Origin of the sequence: Metabacillus niabensis, assembly GCF_020524345.1 — a bacterium.
In the GTDB taxonomy this organism is placed as follows: domain Bacteria; phylum Bacillota; class Bacilli; order Bacillales; family Bacillaceae; genus Metabacillus; species Metabacillus niabensis_B.
In genome coordinates, this window is the sequence record NZ_JAIVLH010000021.1 from 89,949 (window position 1) to 110,540 (window position 20,592).

Below are 20,592 nucleotides of genomic sequence, written 5' to 3' on the forward strand. Positions count from 1 at the left end.
ATATAGAAAATGAAAATATGTGTAGTAGGAGCTGGTTATGTAGGTTTGACTTCTGCTTCTGTCCTTGCTGATCTCGGGCACACCGTTTGTTGTGTTGACACAAATATAGAAAAAATCAGATCATTAAATAGGGGAGAAGTACCAATTTATGAGCCTGGATTAAAGGAAATCATATCTCGTAACGAGAAAAACATAACATTTAGTTCTGAAGTAATTGAAAATATCCGAAAGCATCACGTTATCTTAATCGCAGTGGGTACCCCCTCACGTGCAGATGGAAAAACCAACTTAACATATATTTATAGTGTGGTTGATATGATAGCAGATGCACTTACAGAGTATAAAACAATCATTACGAAAAGTACTGTTCCACCTGGTACGAACGAAAAGATACATGCTAAATTACTTCAAAAAGGAATCGCTCCAGAGCAGTTTGCAGTTGTCTCAAATCCCGAATTTTTAAGAGAAGGGTCAGCGCTTTTCGATATGTTACATGCTGATAAAATTGTAGTTGGTATGAAAAAAAATGATACCAAATCCTTAAACATTGTAAAATCTCTTTATAAAGGAATAGAAGCTCCTTATATCGTAACAACTCTTTCTGGTGCAGAAATGATTAAATACACCTCAAACGCCTTTTTAGCGACAAAAATCTCATTTATTAATGAAATTGCTAGAATATGTGATAAATATGAAGTCAATGTTGATGACGTTGTTCGGGGGATCAGTACAGATCCACGAATCAGTCCGCACTTTCTAAATTCAGGTCTGGGATATGGAGGATCTTGTTTTCCTAAAGATGTTCGTTCTCTAGAACAAAGTGCGATTGAAAAAAATATAACTCCGATTATTCTACAAGCCATCCAATCTACAAATCATTCACAAATTGATTATTATATTGAAAAGCTTATAACCGTATTTGAGTCACTGAAAGGGAAAACGATTTCAGTTCTTGGTATTGCTTTCAAACCAAATACAGATGACACAAGGGAATCTCAAGCGGTTTATCTCATCAAAAAACTAAGCCAATTAGGTTGTACAATAAACACATATGATCCAAAAGCAACATTACCTTTTTTAGGAGAATCAAATATTATTCAATTTCCTACTTTAGATCAAGCAGTTACTAATGCTGATTGTGTAATCATCGCTACCGAATGGGCTGAATTTCTCTATTTAGATTGGAAGAAACTTAAGCTGCTTATGAAAGGAAATGTTATTCTGGATGCACGAAACTGCATCGATCCATCAAAAGCGTATGAACATGGATTTCAATATGTAGGAGTTGCACGCTCATGAAAATACTTGTTACTGGTGCTGCAGGCTTTATTGGATCTCATTTATGTGAGAGACTGCTAAAAGATCCGGAAAATAGAATAATCGGGGTAGATACCTTTATAGGGCCAACTCCAATAAATCTTAAAGAAGTTAACCTCCAATCACTTAAGAATCATCCAAGATTTCAGTTCATGGAAATTGATCTTCTGACAGCAGATATGGAAAATGTACTAAAAGAAGTGGATGCCATTTATCATCTGGCAGGTATGCCTGGTGTTCGATCTAGTTGGGGAAAAGACTTTGACCCGTATGTAACAAATAATATTTTGGCAACCCAACGTCTATTGGAAGCTGTGAAAAATAAAAACCTTACTAAATTTATTTATGCATCTACATCATCTATTTATGGTGAAAAGAGCGGAAAAGTATCGGAGGACTCAATTCCTACACCACTTTCCCCTTACGGAATTACAAAATTAACCGGTGAACACCTATGCCAGGTGTATAATAAGAGTTTCGGTGTTCCAATTGTAGTGGTTCGATTTTTTACAGTTTATGGACCAAGACAACGGCCTGATATGGCATTCCACCGATTTATTGCTCAAATTCTAAAAGAAGAACCGATAACGATATATGGGGATGGTACCCAATCAAGGGATTTTACTTTTATCAGCGATTGTGTTGATGCAACATCGGCTGTATTATACCAAGATCATTTGATTGGAAGAACAATTAATATAGGCGGAAAAGAAAGAGCCTCCATCAATGAAGTTATTAAGATACTCGAACAAATAACAGGGAAAACATCTAAAATAAACTACACGCAAAAAGTTAACGGAGAACCGAAACATACATGGGCAGATATCACTCTTGCACAAACACTATTACACTACGATCCTAAAATATCGTTAAAAGAAGGCTTAGTTAAAGAACTGAACTATATCCGCAAAGTTTACGATTTGTAGAGGTGATGGTGGAATGAGAATTGCCTTTATATGTACGGAGAAGTTACCATCACCAGCAATAAAAGGTGGAGCGGTTCAGATCATGCTTGATGGAATTATTCCTTTTTTAACCGAGCACCAAGTGACGATCTTTTCTATTTCTGACAAATCTCTTCCCAACAATGAGAAGCATGCTCATTTAGAATATTTTCGATTTCCGAGAGAAACCTATATGAATAATGTTGCTGAGGAAATAAAGAAACATCAATTTCATGTCATTCATGTATTTAACAGACCTAGTCATGTTCCTGTTTACAAAAAATCCTCACCGAATAGCTCATTTGTTTTAAGTCTTCATAACGATATGTTCTCAGAGTTAAAACTAACAAAAGAAGAGGGATTAAAGGCGATTGAATGTGTAGATGCCATTACAACAGTCAGCCATTATATAAAGCAAACAATAGTAAAAAGATATCCGCAGGCATCACATAAAGTCCTCGTCATTTATTCGGGTGTTGACCTGCAAAAATATCAAAGTGTTTATGAGAAACAAGGAAAAATTATTCGGAAGAGAGTACGTCAACACTACAATCTCCAAGGGAAACAAGTGATTCTTTTTATAGGTCGTTTAAGTAAAACAAAAGGACCCCATTTGTTAATAAACGCGGTGGACCATTTAATCGATAAATACCCTGACATTGTATTGGTCATCGTAGGTGGAAAGTGGTTTAGTGACAATACGGTTGATGATTATGTTCAGAGCCTATTTGATCTTAGTTCCAAGTTCCCTTCACATGTTCTTTTTACTAAGTATGTCCCCGCGGAGAATATACCGGAACATTTAGTCATGGCTGATGTATTTGTATGTAGTTCACAATGGCATGAACCACTTGCACGGGTTCATTATGAAGTAATGGCAGCTGGAATTCCTATTATTACAACAAATCGCGGGGGAAATGGTGAAGTTATTCACCACGGGAGAAATGGACTTGTCATTAATGATTATGACAATCCCAAAGCATTCGCAGATGCAATAGATTTTATATTATCAAATCCTTCTGAAAGTAAATCACTTGGTTTGAATGGAAGAGAATATGTAAGAAAACACTTCCAGTTTCACCATGTCGCGGAAAAATTAGAAAAACTTTATCTACAAGTTACTCAAAAGAAATACCTGTGAGTAATCATTTATGCTATGTATCTCGAAACGTGTTAAACTTAATGATAATGATAATGTAATAGAGATAGGGCATCACATATGTGGTGTCCTGTTTTATTTTATACTATACAGTAAGGATAAGAAAAAGGCAGTCGCCATTTTGCCTTGTTGATAAACCAAGTTTTTTTATAATAAAGCACTTTCAGTCAATTTTTTAAAAATATTCAACAGTTTGAGGTAATGAAGTTTTCATATTTATCAAATAAAATGGAGGTAGTTTCATTGGAAGGATTGATGTGTTTGAATGAAACCCTGATGGCCCATTATCGAATTCAAAGTATAGGAGGATATTCACTTGATTTTCATTCACATCAGGAATATGAAATCTATGTTTTTCATGAAGGGTCTTGCAGGTACTTAATCCATAATCATATATACGACTTAGAGCCGGGAGATATCCTGATTATGGATGGAATGACCCTTCATAAGGCGAATGTTAACCTTGAAAAAGCATATGTTCGAAGTGTTGTTCACTTTTCCCCACATTGGATTAAAAGCTTACTAACAGAAATGGATAGTATGTATTTGCTTGAAGTATTTCAGGTACTTCACCATTGTTTAATTCGAACGAAAGAAAATGATGAATTCAAACGACTGGAGGACGTTATTTGTCGATTGGCAGAGATAAAGGGAAACTCTGAACCGAATGATCACCATTCGGAAACAGAAATGAAAGTAATGTTGTTACAGATTTTAATTCATGTGTATAAACTTGGGAAAATGACCGCAATAAAAGTTCCGAATAAAAAAGGTGATAAAGCAGAGCATGCAGAAAAAATCGCTGATTTTATTCAGGAAAATTATATGAAGAAGGTTACTATTCAGTCGATAGCAGAAGCTCTCAATTTAAGTAAGTCTTATGTTGCTCATGTCTTTAAAGAAATGACAGGATTCACTGTAATGGAATATTTGATGGCCAGTCGATTGACACAAGTGAAATATTTGCTCGAAACGGAACCAGATATGCCGATAAATGATATAGCATTTAAAACTGGTTTTGAAAGCGCTTCCCGTTTTAGCCGTTATTTTCATGAAAAAGTGGGTGTAACTGCGAGAGAGTATCGTAGATTACGCATTGGAAATAAATAAAGGAGAAATAAAAATGAATCAAGATTTAATTATATCGGGTTTTTCGGATGAAATTTCATCTGATTTTGATACCCAGCTTCGTGTAGTTTCAAAACTTGGTATGAAATTTATCTCTTTAAGAGGAATTGATGGAAAGAATATTGGAGATTTCACACTAAATGATATTAAAAGAAATGTTTTGCCACGACTACAAAAGTCAGGAGTTAGTGTTTCGTCAATTGGTTCTCCAATTGGTAAAGTATTTATTAACGACTTAAAAGGTTTTGAAAAACAAAGGGTTATGTTGGATACATTGTGTCAAGTTGCTAATCTATTAGATTGTAAGTACATTCGCATATTCAGTTTTTATATCCCTAAAGGTGATAATGTAGATCGATATAAGGATGTAGTAATTGAAAAATTAAAAGAATTTGTTGCAATTGCAAAGAACTATAATGTGATTTTAGTTCATGAAAACGAAAAAGACATATATGGGGATATCGCAAGAAGATGTCATGAGATTATAACTGAAGTAGGTTCTCCTTTCTTGAAGGGAATCTTTGATTTTGCTAACTTCGTACAATGTGGTGAGGATACTCAAGCATGCTACAATTTGCTAAAAGATCAAATCGTTTATATCCATATAAAGGATGCCGTATCAACGGATAGCCAAAATGTTGTTTGTGGTAAAGGTGAGGGAAAAATACCTGAATTATTATTACAATTTATTAAAAATGGTTATAAAGGCTTTTTAACTTTAGAGCCTCATCTTGTCCTGTTTGACTCTTTAAAGGATTTAGAGCTTGAAGATGCTAAAGACATAATAAAGAAAAACAATAATTTTGATGGTGAAGATAGCTATAAATTACAATATGAAGCTTTATTGAATATTTTAAAAATAATGGAAGGAGAGGAGAAAAAAGTATGGATAAAGTAAGGTTAGGAATAATCGGTATTGGAGCACAAGGTGGAGCTTACGCAGGGTTTATTTCAGATGGGAAAGTAGCAAATGTGGAAGTTGGTGCAATTTGTGACATTGATCCTGCCCAAAAAAAGCTGTGTGCAGAGAAATATCCTCATGTGCCTTTTTATGATAACTACATTGATATGTTTGAAAGCAAAGAAGTTGATGCAGTTGTTACAACTGTCCCTCATTATCTGCATCCAGAAATGGCGATCGAAGCTTTAAAAAGAGATGTTCATGTGTTAGTAGAAAAGCCTGCAGGTGTATACACAAAACAAGTAAAAGAATTAAATGATTTTGCAGCATCTAAACCAGAAGTTACCTATGCAATTTTCTTTAACCAAAGAACAAATCCGCTTTATCAAAAATTAAAACAACTTATTGATAATGGTGACATTGGAAACATTCGCCGCACAAATTGGATCATTACAACATGGTGGAGACCGCAGGGATATTATGATCAAAGTGCTTGGAGAGCAACTTGGAGTGGAGAGGGCGGTGGTGTTCTAGTTAATCAAGCACCACATCAAATTGATTTACTACAGTGGATTTGCGGTATGCCTAAAAAGGTGTATTCAAACGTGAAATATGGCTTTCAACGAGAGATTGCTGTAGAGGATGAAGTAACAACAATACTTGACTATGGTAATGGTGCAACAGGGGTATTTATTACATGTACACATGATCTTCTCGGAACAGATCGTTTGGAAATTTTAGGAGACAAAGGAAAAATTGTTGTTGACGATAGTAAGAAAATGACAGTTAAGCGACTAAACAAACCTGAGTCTGAAATGAGCTCTTCAATGAGCATGCAAGATGTAATGAAAATTTTCATGGGTGGAAATCAATCAGATATTTACACCGAGGAAGTACTAGACTTTGGCAGTATCTGGGGTGAGCAGCATATTGCTGTATTAGAAAACTTTGCAGCAAATATTTTAGAGGGAACTCCATTAATTGCTCCAGGAAGTGATGGGATTCATGGAGTAGCTCTTGCTAACGCTATTCATCTATCAAGCTGGCTAGAAAAAGAAGTAGAGCTTCCAATTGATGAAGAGTTATTTCTATCAGAGTTAAACAAAAGAATTGAAGAAGAAAAAAACATTCCTTTAAAGCAATAATAGGGGACGGGTCATCGGTTTAAGACCGGTCTCGAGAATTAATTCAATTTAAAATAGGAGGCTAAACATGAATAAAGGGAAAATAGGTGTACAAATGATGATGTTAAAAAATAAAGTTGAGGAAATAGGTGTTTATGAAACATTGAGAAAAGTTCGTGAACTTGGATATCGTGCTGTAGAGGTTTCTCAAATCCCTATGACACCGAATAATGTACATGAGTTAAAAAGAGCTTCTGAAGAATTTGACATAGAAATTGCAGCTCTTTCGACATCTGTTGAACCTGCGATTCCTGGTGCACCTGGTGAAACATTAATAAATGATTTTGAAAAGATTGTTAGTGATTGTAAAAGACTTAATTGCCAATACTTACGAATTGGTATGATGCCGGTAAACAGAATGGGTGATAAAGATCAAATCATGCAATTCATTGAAAAAGCGGAAGAACTAGCAGGTAAATTAAGTGACCATGGTATTGAATTGTATTACCATACACATCATCTTGAATTCCAGAAATTTGATGGAGATTATTTACTAGATATAATGAAAAATAACACATCAAGACTAGGCTTTGAATTAGATGTTCATTGGATACAAAGAGCCGGTGTAAACCCAGTAGAATTTATCAACCAATACAAAGGTCGCATTTCCCTATTACACCTGAAAGACTATCGAATCGGAAAGATGGATTTAAGTGAATTGGATTTAAGAGATATGAGTAGATTTATGGGTATTTTTACTAATACAATTGAATTTGCCGAAGTTGGAGAAGGAAATCTTGATATGAAAGCTATTATTGAAGCTGGTCTAGATAGTGGGGTCAAATATTTCTTAGTGGAGCAGGATGATACATACGGACGTGATCCATTGGAGTGCTTAAGAATTTCCGCTGATCATCTAAGGAAACTAGGTTATAGTGACTGGTTTTAATTATTGTATTTTACAAGAAAACTAGATTGTTTTGCATAGGAGGGGACCTATGAATGAAATAAAGGTAGGTGTCATTGGAATAGGAAATATGGGAAGCTCTCATGTTCTCCTATTTGATAAAGGAAAAATTAGTGGAGCAAAGGTCACGGCGGTTTGTGATGATAGCAAACAGATTCTTCAATGGTTAAAAGAAAATACGATAAATGATATTGCGGTGTTTCAGGATGTTGAGCTTTTTTTCAAGGAAGCAGATATTGATGCAGTCATCATTGCTACTCCTCATTACACACACCCAGAATTAGCTATAAAGGGATTGAAATGTCAAAAACATATACTAGTTGAAAAGCCTGCAGGTGTATATACAAAAAATGTAGCAGAAGTGAATCAAACAGCTAAAGACACTGGCCTTGTATACTCAATGGTGTACAATCAACGAACAAATCCACTTTACCAAAAGGTTAGAGAACTAATTCAAACAGGACAATTAGGCTCAATAAAAAGAACAAATTGGATTATTACTGATTGGTATCGTACGCAAAGCTATTATAATTCCAGTGATTGGAGAGCTACGTGGAAAGGTGAAGGTGGCGGCGTTATCCTTAATCAGGCACCACATCAATTAGATTTATGGCAATGGACAACAGATCTGATGCCCACCAAGGTTCGAGCTTATTGTCACATCGGTAAATATCATGATATAGAAGTAGAAGATGATGTGACGGCTTACGTTGAATATGAGAATGGAGCTACTGGTATATTTATTACCTCAACAGGAGAGGCTCCCGGTTCAAATCGTTTTGAAATTGTTGGTGATCGAGGGAAATTAATTGTAGAAAATGAAAAATTGACATTTTATAAATTATCACATTCTGAAAGGGAATTTAATGCTGCTTTTAAAGGTGGTTTTGGGAAACCGGAATGTGAGAAAGTAGATATTCCGGTAAGAAATGAAAGTTCTGGGCATATGAACATTATTCAAAATTGGATTGATGCCATTGTAAAGGGAACACCATTACTTGCACCTGGTGAAGAGGGAATAAAGGCATTAGAAATAGCAAATGCTATTTACCTCTCGTGTTGGTTAAATGAAGATGTTCAATTGCCTATTGATGCAGATCTTTATTATGAAAAATTACAAGAAAGAATTCAAAGGTTAGCATTATAAAATAGCCTGTTTATTTATTAGTGCTGAATAGTGTGCATTTTGGAGTTACCAACAGTTAGTTTATTTGTTTAATAAACTAACTAAACATTTATTAAACCCAATAAATAAAAAGGGTTACAAAAAGTTGAGGGCGGTGGTTAATAAAAAGGTTGTTTTCGCAATGATTGTTGCTTATGAATAGTTTCTCAACTCTTTAGTGGAACACAATTGAACCAACTGATTTTCTGGGATTAATAACAACAAAGATATGCGAAAGCAGCCAGTAAAAAAGACTAATTATTCTTGCATTCATTTTTGAGATTGACACTTTAAAAACAAAGGGGAGAGAGTATGTCAACAGTAAATGCTACAATGGATGGAAAGAGATATCATTCATCAAAGGTATGGAAAATTGGTCTTTTTGCTCTAAATAATACAGCCACAAATTTTTATTTGTTTGTTTTAGGATTTGTTGCCTACTATGCGACAGGGATTGCCGGATTAACTGTAGTTGTTGTTAGTACAGTTTTAACGGCCATGAGATTTTTTGATGGAATTACTGATCCAATCATTGGCTATTTTATTGATAAGACTGAGTCAAAATTTGGTAAATATAGACCTCTAATGATTGTTGGAAATGTTATTTTAGCTGTCACCATTCTGATTATGTATAATGTTACTCATTTGCTTCCTGAATCATTGCAGTTAATTTTCTTTATAATGATTTATTCGATACACATTATTGGGTATACGTTTCAAACTGCGTGTACGAAGGCTGCACAGACTGTATTAACTAATGATCCAAAACAACGTCCTCTCTTTTCAGTTTTTGATGCTTCTTATAACATTGCTTTATTTACTGGAATGCAAATTGTTGTTGCTTCATATTTAGTTCCAAAGTACGGGGGTTTTACGATTGAATTATTTACTGAATTAAACATATACGGTATTATTGCAGGAGCAATTTTTACACTTTTAGCGGTTGCTGGTATTTGGGAAAAGGACCGAAAAGAATTTTTCGGTTTAGCTGAAAAGAATGTTGAAACAAAATTTCGAGATTATTGGCCGATTCTTAAAGGGAACAGACCATTACAAATGCTTGTTATTGCAGCATCAACGGATAAACTTGCAAGTAGTGTTGTTAGACACGCTGCTGTTGGGGTGATGTTCTTTGGTATTCTGATAGGGGACTATGCATTGAGTGGTACAATATCTTTAATAACGATTATCCCGACGTTGTTAATCTCTTATGTTGGACTTGGATATGCAAGAAAAATTGGATTAAAAAGGGCTTTTGTTTCAGGAACATGGTTTGCGATGATTTCATTTGTTTTATTATTAATATTTTTCTTTATTGCAGATGCCACAAAGATTTCTCTCACCAATATAGGATTGACGACAATCGTATTCCTTGTTTTATATAGTATCGGGCTAGGTTTCGGTAGTTTAACAGGAAATATGGTTATTCCCATGATTGCAGATTGCTCTGATTATGAAACATATAAAACAGGTCGCTATATTCTTGGAATGTTAGGAACGATCTTTTCATTTGTAGATAAGGTAATCTCATCCCTAGCAACAACAATTGTAGGATTATTGTTAGCACTAATAGGCTTTAAAGATGCATTGCCTCAAGTAGATGATACATTGACAACTTCTATTTTAGTCATGACACTTATATTAAAATTCGTAGTTCCAATCTTAGGTTGGTTGGCATCAATTATTGCTATGAAGTTTTATGTATTGGATGATGCAAAAATGGTCGAAATTCAAGAATTTATTGCGCAAGCTAAAGAAAATAGTCAAATTAAGAACGTCCAAACTCCACCTGTAATTGGTGATCTAAATATATCTAAAGAAATGTAAGCGTAATCATACGTTCTTATATTTTCTAGCCGTTCAATTATAATAGGATGAAGTAATGATTATAACTAGAACCGTCTTTTTGTTTTTACAATAATATATATTTTATACATGATAGTAATAAAATAACTTGACTTTCACTATTAGGACGTGGTGAAAGTCAAGTTTTCATTTAACATGCGATTAATATTATTTAGATCAGTAATGATTTTCCAAATTTAAGCGCAGTTCAGGAACTTCTAAGAAGTCTTTAATCGCTAATGCACAAGCACCCATTACTGCTGCCTGTTTTCCAAAGTCAGAAATCATTAATTCTTGATAATGGCTAATTGAAGAAGTGAGGTTAGATTTTATTTTTTGAATAGCATCGGGATATAGCTTTAATAACTCAGAATTTAGAACTAATGTTTCCGGATTAAATAAATTAATAATATTGTTTAATCCTATGGAAACATATTGAATAAATTGTTCAAAGAGAGAACAAGTTAATGAATCTTTTGAACTTATTAAAGTTTGTATCTCAGCGTAAGAAATGTTTTTTTCAGGATATGCCTCCGCGAGCTGGTTAAATAAGCTAATTTCAGATGCGTACAGCTCCCAGCATCCTAAATTACCACAGTTACATTGTTTTCCGTTTGGTATGATGATCATGTGCCCCATTTCTCCTGCATAGCCGTTATATCCTTTTAAGAGCTCACCATTAATTAGCACACCTAATCCGATGCCTGAGTACATGCTAATACTTGTCAAATTCTCACTTTGGTGATGTTTAAATACCTTTTCTGCAATAGAGCATAAATTTGCATTGTTTTCAACATGGACCGGTAGATTAAGGTTTTTTTCTAAATCTTCCTTCAGGTTTTTATTTTCCCATCTGTGTTGAGGAACGAAATTAATCATTTCATCTTTAGAAACAATACCGTGTACACCTATCACAATACCTATAATACCAAACCGGGAATTCTGGTATTTCTCTTCATAATTTTTTATTTGTTCCACCAACATACCTACTATCTGATCATAATCCGAATGAAATAACTCAATCATGTCAGTATTTATAGGATTGCCAGCTAAATCAGATAGTGTGAAGGTAATATACTTACTGTCAAGATCAATGCCTAAAGCGTATCCAGCATACCGATTTAAAGATAGCATAATCGGCTTTCTTCCGACACTGCTATGTTCCTGATGTGATTCAACAATTAATTCTTCTTCTAATAAATCAGCTACTTGAACAGAAATGGTGGCTCTTGTTAATTTTGTAATTTTTGATAGATCTGCTCTGGAGATCATTCCTGCTTCAATAATTTTACTTATGATTAAACGTCTATTAATACTTTTTATATAAGCAGCGTCACCTATCGCCATGTAAATCACCCTTAAATTTTTTTTAAAAAAACTCTTAAGGCTGTTTTCTCAAACTTTGTTGCTTTGTAATATGTGTTGGGTGGTTGATTTTATCTCCAGGATGCTCTCTTACCGTGGGGTGGGCGGTGAGCCTTCTCAACGTTATGCGTTTGCAGGGTCTCCCCCTCCCACAGGAGTCTCGCACCTTCCAATCCAATCAACCTATATAGTTTTTACAAACTACTTATTAAAAAACATATCTTCTGGAAAACAGCCAAACTAAAAGTACCAATTAAAATATTATACATTCTTTCACTTTTGCTGAAAAACAGTCATAGAGAAGTGGTATACAAATGATTGACGTGAAATAATAGAAATGATATTCTACACATAGATTATTAATTTGTTTTGTAAACTAATTAATAAGAATAACCTCATTATAACACAAATGTTCATGACAAAAAGAGTATATACTAAAAACTTTGAAGAATAACAGGGTACGGAGGAGATAAAATGAAACCGTTTTTAAGTGATTCATTCTTATTAACTAATTCTACGGCAGAAAATCTTTATCATAACATTATGAAGGACTTGCCAATATTCGACTATCATTGTCATCTTAGTCCTAAAGAAATCTATGAAAATCAAACATTTGAGAATATTACACAGCTTTGGCTTGCTGGTGATCATTATAAATGGCGTGCAATGCGTATTCATGGTGTAAAAGAAGATTTAATCACAGGTCATGCAAGTGATTGGGAGAAATTCGAGGCATGGGCAGAAACAGTTCCGCATTTATTTGGAAATCCTTTATATCACTGGACACATATGGAGCTAAGAACGTTCTTTGGAATCAATAAACTTCTGTCACCTGATACAGCGAAGGAGATTTGGGAAGAATGTAATGAGAAGCTTCAAACAGAGGACTATACACCTCGCCGATATATTGAAAGATCGAATGTTCAATTAGTAGGTACGACAGATGACCCGACTGATACACTAGAATTTCATAAGTTAATAAAAGAAGATACAGCTTTTGAAGTGGAAGTTGCTCCAACATTTCGTCCTGACCAGGCTCTTTATCTTGAAAGAGTTAGCTTTCCGGAATGGTTGAAAAAATTAGAGTCTGCTTCAGGAATAAACATTCAAACATTTGATGGTTTAGTAACTGCATTGCAGCAAAGAGTTGATTATTTTGCTGAAAATGGCTGTTATGCATCTGATCATGATATTCAACTAATGGCATATATGCAAATACCGAAAAGTGATGTTGAACAGATTTTCCAAAAGAGATTAAATAACGAAGTACTTACAAATGAGGAGCTCATTGGATATCGTTCCTATCTCCTTGTAGAGTTAGGAAAAATGTATGCTAATAAAGAGTGGGTCATGCAATTGCATATGGGGGCATTACGAAATAATAATACGTTTATGCAAGAGAAAATTGGTGCAGATGGCGGATTTGATTCAATCGGGGATCAGTTGCTCGCAGAAGGATTATCATGCTTCTTGGATACATTAGATCAAGAAAGAAGCTTACCTAGAACTGTCCTATATAATTTAAATCCACGTGATAATTATGTATTAGGGACGATGATTGGCAACTTCTTTGAAGAAGGTATTCCGGGTAAAGTCCAATTCGGCTCAGGCTGGTGGTTTAATGATCAATATGATGGCATGGTCCGACAAATGACAGACTTAGCGAATTTAGGCATACTAAGTCACTTTATCGGAATGACAACTGATTCGCGCAGTCTCTTATCTTATGTTCGACACGAATATTTCAGAAGAATTGTTTGTAATATCATTGGTGAGTGGGTTGAAGAAGGAAAAGTACCAAATGATGAAAAAATATTAAAACAGATGGTTGAAAACATTGGTTTTAACAATGCACAAAAATATTTTTCTGTAAGATAAAGGAGATAAAAAGTTATGGGTATTCTTCAAGATCTATTAAAGGACATTCCTGTTCCGAAAATGGCCAAAGTGAAACAGAACTTTGACAATACAAAAATAGAGAATTTAGAACAAGCAATGAATGAAAAATTGCAACAAGCATCCATTCGCTCAAAGGTGAGACCTGGTATGGAAATTGCTATTGCTGTTGGTAGCCGGGGGATGGATCGACTTGTAGAAATCACGGCACATACCGTGCAGTTTTTAAAGGATTTAGGTGCTGTTCCATTTATAGTTCCAAGTATGGGAAGTCATGGTGGTGCGACTGCTGAAGGACAACGTGAAGTTTTAGCCCATCTCGGAGTTACAGAAGAAAGTGTGAAAGCAGAAATTCGTTCCTCGATGGATGTGATAAAACTAGGGGAATTACCGAATGGCTTACCAGTTTATATTGATAAATATGCTTCACAAGCAGACGGGATTGTTGTTATTAATCGTATTAAGCCACATACTGCATTTCGTGGACCAGTTGAGAGCGGTATTATGAAAATGATCAGTATCGGATTGGGAAAACAAAAGGGAGCAGAAGCTACCCATCAGTTAGGGTTTAAATATATGGCGGAAAATGTTCCGGCAATGGCAAAAATGATGATGGAAAAAACACCAATTTTATTCGGAGTAGCAACACTTGAAAACGCATTTGACAGAGTAGCAAGAATTGAGGTTTTACCTGTTGAGGAGATCGAAGAAAAGGAACCAGCTCTTCAAGCATTAGCAAAACAACTTTTGCCAAAGCTGTTCTTTGATCAAATTGACGTGCTGGTTATCGATGAGATTGGAAAAAACATCAGTGGAGACGGAATGGATCCAAATATTACAGGGCGATATCCAACACCTTACGCAAAGGGTGGTCCTGATGTAAATAAAATGGTCGTGCTTGATCTGACACATCAAACAGAAGGAAATGCCAATGGTGTAGGGACAGCTGATTTTACAACTCAACGTCTAGTAGACAAAATGGACAGGGAAGTAACGTATGCAAACGGATTAACTTCAACCGTTTGTGCACCTACTAAAATCGCTACTACATTAGCAAATGATAAAGATGCGATTAAAGCAGCAATTAAAACATGTAATATTCTTGATTTTACAAAGGTAAAGATGGTTCGTATAAAAAATACTTTAGAGATTGCTGAAATTGAAGTATCGGAAGCTTTGATTGATCATGTTACCCAGCATCCGGATATGGAACAATTATCAGATCTTTTTGAACTTCCATTTAATGATGAAGGGAATTTATCATAATTTTTTATTAAATTAACATATGTCATTTATATTATAAATAAAATGAGGGGGATTTCTAGAATGTCTAATTTATTTGATTTAACTGGAAAAACAGCGGTAGCGATAGGTGGTAACAGTGTATTAGGTTCATCTATTGCCGGGGGGCTATCTGCTCATGGAGCTAAGATTGCGATTGTTGGCCGTAATCTTGAAAAAGCAAACAAGGTTGTACAAGAAATCGAAGAGACAGGCGGAATAGCCAAAGCATTCCAGGCAGATGTAAGCGCTCGTGAATCTTTAGAAAATGTGGTAAAAGAAATTGAAGAATGGTCAGGTGGATTTGATATCCTTCTAAATGCTCCAGGGAAAAACAGCTCAACACCGTTTTTTGAAATTAGTGATGAAGAATGGGATGACATCATGGATGTGAATCTAAAAGGAATGATGATTACTTGTCAAATTTTTGCTAAGAAAATGATTGAACAAGGAAGAAAAGGAAGTATTATTAATATATCATCTGTTTCTTCAACAACACCACTTTCAAAAGTGTTTACGTATTCGGTTTCAAAGGCAGGAGTTAATAGCATGACACAGTTCCTGGCGCGTGAATTTGCACCACATGGTATTCGGGTAAACGCGATCATTCCTGGTTTCTTCCCTGCTGAACAGAATCGTAAAATTTTAAGTGAAGAGCGTGTCGAATCCATTATGAATCATACACCTATGAAACGATTCGGTAGCCCGGATGAGCTCCAAGGTGCTGCTGTTTGGCTTTCTTCAGAAAGAGCATCAAGCTTTGTAACAGGTGCGATGATTCGTGTTGACGGTGGTTTCGGAAGTATGACAATCTAATGTTTTAGATTAATCGTTTGATAGAAAGAAAGGAGAAGGCAGCGATGAATGAAAAACTACAAAACTTAGTGTCCATTCTCCGAGAAATGCAATCAGTTGTTGTCGCTTTTTCAGGTGGAGTAGATAGTACCTTCCTGCTAAAGGTGGCTGTAGATACATTAGGACCTGAGCATGTACTGGCAATAACAGCAGATTCTGAAACATATCCTTCTAGCGAGCTTGAAGAGGCAAAAGAGTTAGCTAAAAAAATTGGGGCAAATCATAGAGTGATTGAAACGTCAGAACTAGCCATTCCAGGTTATACAGAAAATGATCGAAATCGGTGTTATTTCTGCAAAAACAGTTTATTTGAGCATATCATTCCTGTCATGGAAAAAGAGGGATTTAAAAATATCATATATGGTGTTATTGCAGATGATTTAAACGAATTTCGACCGGGTATGAAAGCTGCGAAGGAGAAAGGAATACGTGGTCCTTTGCAGGAAGCAAACTTATTTAAAGATGAAATAAGAGAGCTCTCTAGAGATTTGGATTTACCTACATGGAATAAGCCTTCTTTTGCTTGTCTGTCTTCAAGAATTGCTTATGGAGATAAGATTACAATTGAGAAGCTGACTAAAATTGAAAAAGCAGAAGCTTATTTAAAAACTTTTCATATTCGTCAGGTTCGTGTTCGAACACATCAGGAAATGGCTAGAATAGAGGTTGAACCAAGCGATATGAAGATTGTCCTTGAAAACCATGATAAAATAGCTAGTGAACTAACAAAATACGGATATAAATATATAACATTAGATTTAGTTGGATATAAGAGCGGTAGTATGAATAAGGTTCTTTCATAATCAAACAGGCTTTGGAAATCGTCCAAGGCCTTTTCTATGGAAATGAATACTGTCAAAGGAAGATGATTATATGTTAAATGAGTTTGTTATTGGACTTGATATTGGAACAACAAGTGTAAAAGCAGTTGTTTTTGATATGAATGGAAAAGTAATCACAGAATCAGAAGAACACATTACATCTCTATACCCGCAACAAGGTTGGGTTGAACAAGACCCTGTTGAAATAGAACAGTTTGCTGTAAAAGCAGTACGTAATGTGATAAAGAAAGCGAATCTTCGAAAGAATGAATTGGTTACGATTAGTTTTTCATCTGCTATGCACTCATTAGTCTGTATTGATGAGGAGTATCAACCGTTATCGAAAGCAATCATTTGGGCAGACGGAAGAAGTACTGAGCAAGCAGAAAAGCTGAAGCAAAATGATGGAACGAATGTGTTTCAAAAAACTGGTGTGCCGATTCATCCAATGACTCCACTATCAAAATTACTTTGGATGAAAGAGTCAGGATATGAGCCTTATGAGAAAGCAACGTATTTTATTTCAATAAAAGAATATATCCTCTTAAAATGGTTTAACAAACGGGTCGTTGATTATTCAATGGCGGCTGCAACAGGTTTGATGAATGCTCATACACTTGATTGGGATCTTGAACTATTGGAGATGACTGGTCTTAGGAAGGAGCAGCTATCGGAAGTAGCTTCGCCTACTTTGGTCTTACATGGCATAAAAATAGAGCTTGCAGAAGAAATGGGAATCACAGAGGATTTACCATTCGTACTAGGATCAGCAGATGGACAATTGGCTAACTTAGGTATAGGGGCAATTTCTCCGGGAGAAGTAGCCATTACAGCTGGAACAAGTGGAGCTATCAGACAATTTACTAAAGGTTTCAGCATAACGAATGAACGTGAAACATTTTGCTATGCATTTACAGAAGATGATTCAATTATTGGCGGTCCTACAAACAATGGCGGAATAGCGCTACAATGGTTAAAAGAACTTTTAAACTATGAAGGAAGTTTTGATGAGTTTACAAAAGAAGCTGAAAAAACAGCTCCAGGTGCTGGTGGGTTACTATTCCTTCCGTATATCAATGGAGAAAGAGCACCATTATGGAATCAACAGGCTAAAGGTAATTTTTTCGGGATGAATATTACTCATAAGAAAGAACATTTTGTTCGTGCAGTTTTAGAAGGAATTACATTTAATCTTTATCAAATTGGACAAAGTTTAGAAAGCCAGGCTGGGGAACCTGAAAAGATCTTTGTGAATGGTGGATTGTCTAGATCAAAGCTGTGGCTTCAAATGTTGGCTGATATTTTTGGAAAGAATGTTTATGTTTCTGAAAGTCATCATAGCGCAGCATGGGGTGCGGCTTGGACAGGGTTAGTCGCTCTAGGTAAAGTACCTTCCTTTGAAAAAATCAAAGAAAATATTCCAATGAGTCCTCCAATTATACCAAATGAAAATAATCATAATACCTACTTAGAAATCTATAAAAAATATGAATCATTGGCCAAAGACATAGCAAAGCATTTTTAAAATAAGAATAATAAGGAAAGAGCTTAAACTAAGGTGAGTGAAAATTAATGCTTGAAGATATTTTAAAGCAGGTACAAACAGGGTCATTAAGCATCAATGAAGCAAAGGACAAGCTTTCAACATATGAAAACCTAGGATTTGCAAAGGTCGATCATCATCGGAAGAAACGACAAGGGTTCCCGGAAGTCGTTTACGGTGAAGGAAAATCAAAAGAGCAAATTTTAGCCATTATAAAAGCTATACGTTCCAAAGAAAATAATGTACTCGTTACACGGATCTCGGAAGAAAAAGCAGCACATATTTTAGAAGAGTATCCTGAATTTATTTATAATGAAACCGCACAAATCCTTTTTTGGAAAAATGAAAAGGAAGTTGTGAATTCAAAAGGTTATATCGCCATTGTCTGTGCAGGAACATCGGATTTAAAGGTTGCAGAAGAAGCGGCATTAACTGCTGAGGCATTAGGCAGCAATGTCAGGAGATTTTATGATGTAGGAGTAGCAGGTATTCATCGGTTATTTGATCATATAGAAGAGATCCAAAATGCTACAGTTTCTGTTGTTGTTGCGGGAATGGAGGGGGCCCTTCCTAGTGTTGTTGGGGGGCTCGTTAGTCATCCAATCCTAGCCGTTCCAACCAGTGTTGGCTATGGGGCAAATTTCAATGGATTATCCGCCTTACTTACGATGTTAAATTCATGTGCATCAGGCATTAGTGTTGTGAATATTGATAATGGCTTTGGAGCAGCATATAACGCAGTTTTAATTGATCAACTAGCTCAAAAAGGGGAAGTACAACAATGAAAACACTTTATTTAGACTGTTTTTCTGGAATTAGCGGGGACATGATGATCGGTGCTCTTATTGATGTAGGAGGAGATCCGTTATCCCTTGAAGAAGAATTAAAGAAACTTAAAATCGAAGAAGAATATCAACTTCAATGGACAAAAACTGTTAAAAACGGGATTACATGTACAAAATTTGATGTCATACTAAAGAATCAGGATGATCACCATCATGAGCATCAACATCAACATGAACATGACCACCATCATGAGCACGACCATCATCATGTTCATGATCATCATCATGGACATAGCCACCACCATCATCATGCTCATCATCACAGAACATACAAGGACATTGTTCATTTGATAGAGTCAGCAGGGTTTTCAAATGAAGTAACAGAAACGGCATTACATGTGTTTAGAAAAATTGGAGAAGCAGAGGGACATATACATGGTTTACCTTTGGATAAAGTTCATTTTCATGAAGTTGGGGCTGTCGACTCAATTATAGACATTGTCGGAGCTGCTATTTTACTACATCAATTAGATATTAAAAAAATAAAATCTTCTGCCATTCCAGTAGGCACAGGAAGAATTCACATTGATCATGGAATATATCCCGTTCCAGCCCCTGCAACTTTAGAAATGTTAAAAGGTGTTCCAATTGAGCAAAGTGATGTTCGATTTGAATTAACTACCCCGACAGGAGCTGCTATTGTATCCGTTTTAGCTGAAGAGTTTTGTACGCTGCCATCTATGGAAATTCAAGCAATCGGATATGGAGCGGGAACCAAAACATTTAAAGATCGACCAAATGTTTTAAGAGTTGTGATAGGAGAATAGGTAACAGATAGGAGTAATGATATGATTTCTCATCCGCCTCCAAACGAGGAACATATTGATGATCAAATGCTTAAGGTAGAAGTAAATCTTGATGACATCTCCGGGGAATGGCTAGGATATGTGATGGATCTGCTTTTTGAGGCAGGGGCAAATGATGTCTTTTATACACCAATTTATATGAAAAAAAATCGGCCCGGGGTTTTGCTTCAGCTCTTATGTCATTGTGAAAAACTTGAAACGATAAGAGATATTCTGCTTAAAGAAACAACAACACTTGGAATAAGATATTATCCTTTAACCGTGTTTAGGGCTGAAAGGACATTTCGTCAAGTGCAAACTAAGTGGGGACATGTAACTGTTAAGGAAGGTATGTATAATGGGCAAGTTATCCAAAGAGCACCGGAGTTTGAGGATTGTAAGAAGATTGCAAACACATATAATGTTCCATTGAAAAAAGTGTATGAACAAGTTTGGAAGCAATTGGATTAGCTAGCATAATACATTCGATTATCAGTTTAAAAGGCTTCAATTCCTTAATAGGGAATTGAAGTCAGGCTGTCGAGAAACCTCGGCAGCCTATTATTTTTATCTGAATACTTTAACTTTTCACCGCGTTAATTTGGTATAATATAGATAACTAATTGGGAGGGTGATATTTATGTTCAATAC

At 35.5% G+C, this 20,592-nt stretch carries 16 protein-coding genes and 1 pseudogene; 16 read left to right on the forward strand and 1 reads right to left on the reverse strand.

What is annotated here, in order from left to right:
* Nucleotides 1-9: 9 nt before the first annotated feature.
* The 9 genes from LC095_RS20685 to LC095_RS20725 all read left to right on the forward strand — a co-directional run bounded on the left by LC095_RS20685 (nucleotide 10) and on the right by LC095_RS20725 (nucleotide 10,532).
* Nucleotides 10-1,299 carry a UDP-glucose dehydrogenase family protein gene (locus LC095_RS20685; RefSeq protein ID WP_226529970.1) on the forward strand — a complete coding sequence of 430 codons (1,290 nt, stop codon included), beginning with the start codon at nucleotides 10-12 and terminating at the stop codon, nucleotides 1,297-1,299.
* Nucleotides 1,296-2,243, forward strand: a complete 948-nt coding sequence (locus LC095_RS20690) for an NAD-dependent epimerase/dehydratase family protein (protein ID WP_226529971.1) — start codon at nucleotides 1,296-1,298, stop codon at nucleotides 2,241-2,243. Before LC095_RS20685 ends, LC095_RS20690 begins: the two co-directional genes overlap by 4 nt.
* Nucleotides 2,244-2,256: 13 nt before the next feature.
* Complete coding sequence (locus LC095_RS20695; protein ID WP_226529972.1) at nucleotides 2,257-3,402, forward strand: glycosyltransferase family 4 protein; 1,146 nt, start codon at nucleotides 2,257-2,259, stop codon at nucleotides 3,400-3,402.
* A gap of 261 nt (nucleotides 3,403-3,663) precedes the next feature.
* Nucleotides 3,664-4,530: an AraC family transcriptional regulator gene (locus LC095_RS20700; RefSeq protein ID WP_226529973.1), complete on the forward strand. Its 867-nt coding sequence runs from the start codon at nucleotides 3,664-3,666 to the stop codon at nucleotides 4,528-4,530.
* A 13-nt stretch (nucleotides 4,531-4,543) separates the two neighbouring features.
* Complete coding sequence (locus tag LC095_RS20705; RefSeq protein WP_226529974.1) at nucleotides 4,544-5,446, forward strand: sugar phosphate isomerase/epimerase family protein; 903 nt, start codon at nucleotides 4,544-4,546, stop codon at nucleotides 5,444-5,446.
* Nucleotides 5,434-6,594 carry a Gfo/Idh/MocA family protein gene (locus tag LC095_RS20710; protein ID WP_226529975.1) on the forward strand — a complete coding sequence of 387 codons (1,161 nt, stop codon included), beginning with the start codon at nucleotides 5,434-5,436 and terminating at the stop codon, nucleotides 6,592-6,594. Before LC095_RS20705 ends, LC095_RS20710 begins: the two co-directional genes overlap by 13 nt.
* A gap of 67 nt (nucleotides 6,595-6,661) precedes the next feature.
* Complete coding sequence (locus tag LC095_RS20715; protein WP_226529976.1) at nucleotides 6,662-7,522, forward strand: sugar phosphate isomerase/epimerase family protein; 861 nt, start codon at nucleotides 6,662-6,664, stop codon at nucleotides 7,520-7,522.
* 49 nt (nucleotides 7,523-7,571) lie between these two features.
* Nucleotides 7,572-8,687: a Gfo/Idh/MocA family protein gene (locus LC095_RS20720; RefSeq protein WP_226529977.1), complete on the forward strand. Its 1,116-nt coding sequence runs from the start codon at nucleotides 7,572-7,574 to the stop codon at nucleotides 8,685-8,687.
* A 330-nt stretch (nucleotides 8,688-9,017) separates the two neighbouring features.
* Entirely contained in the window at nucleotides 9,018-10,532 is a 1,515-nt protein-coding gene (locus LC095_RS20725) for an MFS transporter (RefSeq protein ID WP_226529978.1), read from the forward strand.
* Nucleotides 10,533-10,727: 195 nt separating this feature from the next.
* Here LC095_RS20725 and LC095_RS20730 read toward each other — a convergent pair whose 3' ends face one another.
* On the reverse strand, nucleotides 10,728-11,897 hold the full coding sequence (locus tag LC095_RS20730; RefSeq protein WP_226529979.1) for an ROK family transcriptional regulator: 1,170 nt from the start codon (nucleotides 11,895-11,897) through the stop codon (nucleotides 10,728-10,730).
* Between the two features lie 492 nt (nucleotides 11,898-12,389).
* On the opposite strand from LC095_RS20730, the gene uxaC reads away from it, so the two are divergent.
* From uxaC to larC, 7 genes and pseudogenes are all read left to right on the forward strand, one after another.
* Nucleotides 12,390-13,793: a glucuronate isomerase gene (gene uxaC, locus LC095_RS20735; RefSeq protein WP_226529980.1), complete on the forward strand. Its 1,404-nt coding sequence runs from the start codon at nucleotides 12,390-12,392 to the stop codon at nucleotides 13,791-13,793.
* 15 nt (nucleotides 13,794-13,808) lie between these two features.
* Entirely contained in the window at nucleotides 13,809-15,077 is a 1,269-nt protein-coding gene (locus tag LC095_RS20740; protein WP_226529981.1) for a lactate racemase domain-containing protein, read from the forward strand.
* A gap of 60 nt (nucleotides 15,078-15,137) precedes the next feature.
* Nucleotides 15,138-15,908 (forward strand): SDR family oxidoreductase, encoded by a 771-nt coding sequence (locus LC095_RS20745; protein WP_226529982.1) that lies wholly within the window; start codon nucleotides 15,138-15,140, stop codon nucleotides 15,906-15,908.
* A 44-nt stretch (nucleotides 15,909-15,952) separates the two neighbouring features.
* Complete coding sequence (gene larE / locus LC095_RS20750) at nucleotides 15,953-16,750, forward strand: ATP-dependent sacrificial sulfur transferase LarE (protein ID WP_226529983.1); 798 nt, start codon at nucleotides 15,953-15,955, stop codon at nucleotides 16,748-16,750.
* A 70-nt stretch (nucleotides 16,751-16,820) separates the two neighbouring features.
* Nucleotides 16,821-18,293, forward strand: a complete 1,473-nt coding sequence (locus tag LC095_RS20755; protein WP_226529984.1) for a gluconokinase — start codon at nucleotides 16,821-16,823, stop codon at nucleotides 18,291-18,293.
* A gap of 47 nt (nucleotides 18,294-18,340) precedes the next feature.
* A complete protein-coding gene (larB, locus tag LC095_RS20760; RefSeq protein WP_226529985.1) occupies nucleotides 18,341-19,096 on the forward strand; it encodes a nickel pincer cofactor biosynthesis protein LarB in 756 nt (251 codons plus the stop codon).
* A pseudogene (gene larC / locus LC095_RS20765) lies at nucleotides 19,093-20,412 on the forward strand (nickel pincer cofactor biosynthesis protein LarC). The gene larB and the pseudogene larC overlap by 4 nt, the downstream one beginning before the upstream one ends.
* The last annotated feature ends 180 nt before the right edge of the window (nucleotides 20,413-20,592 follow it).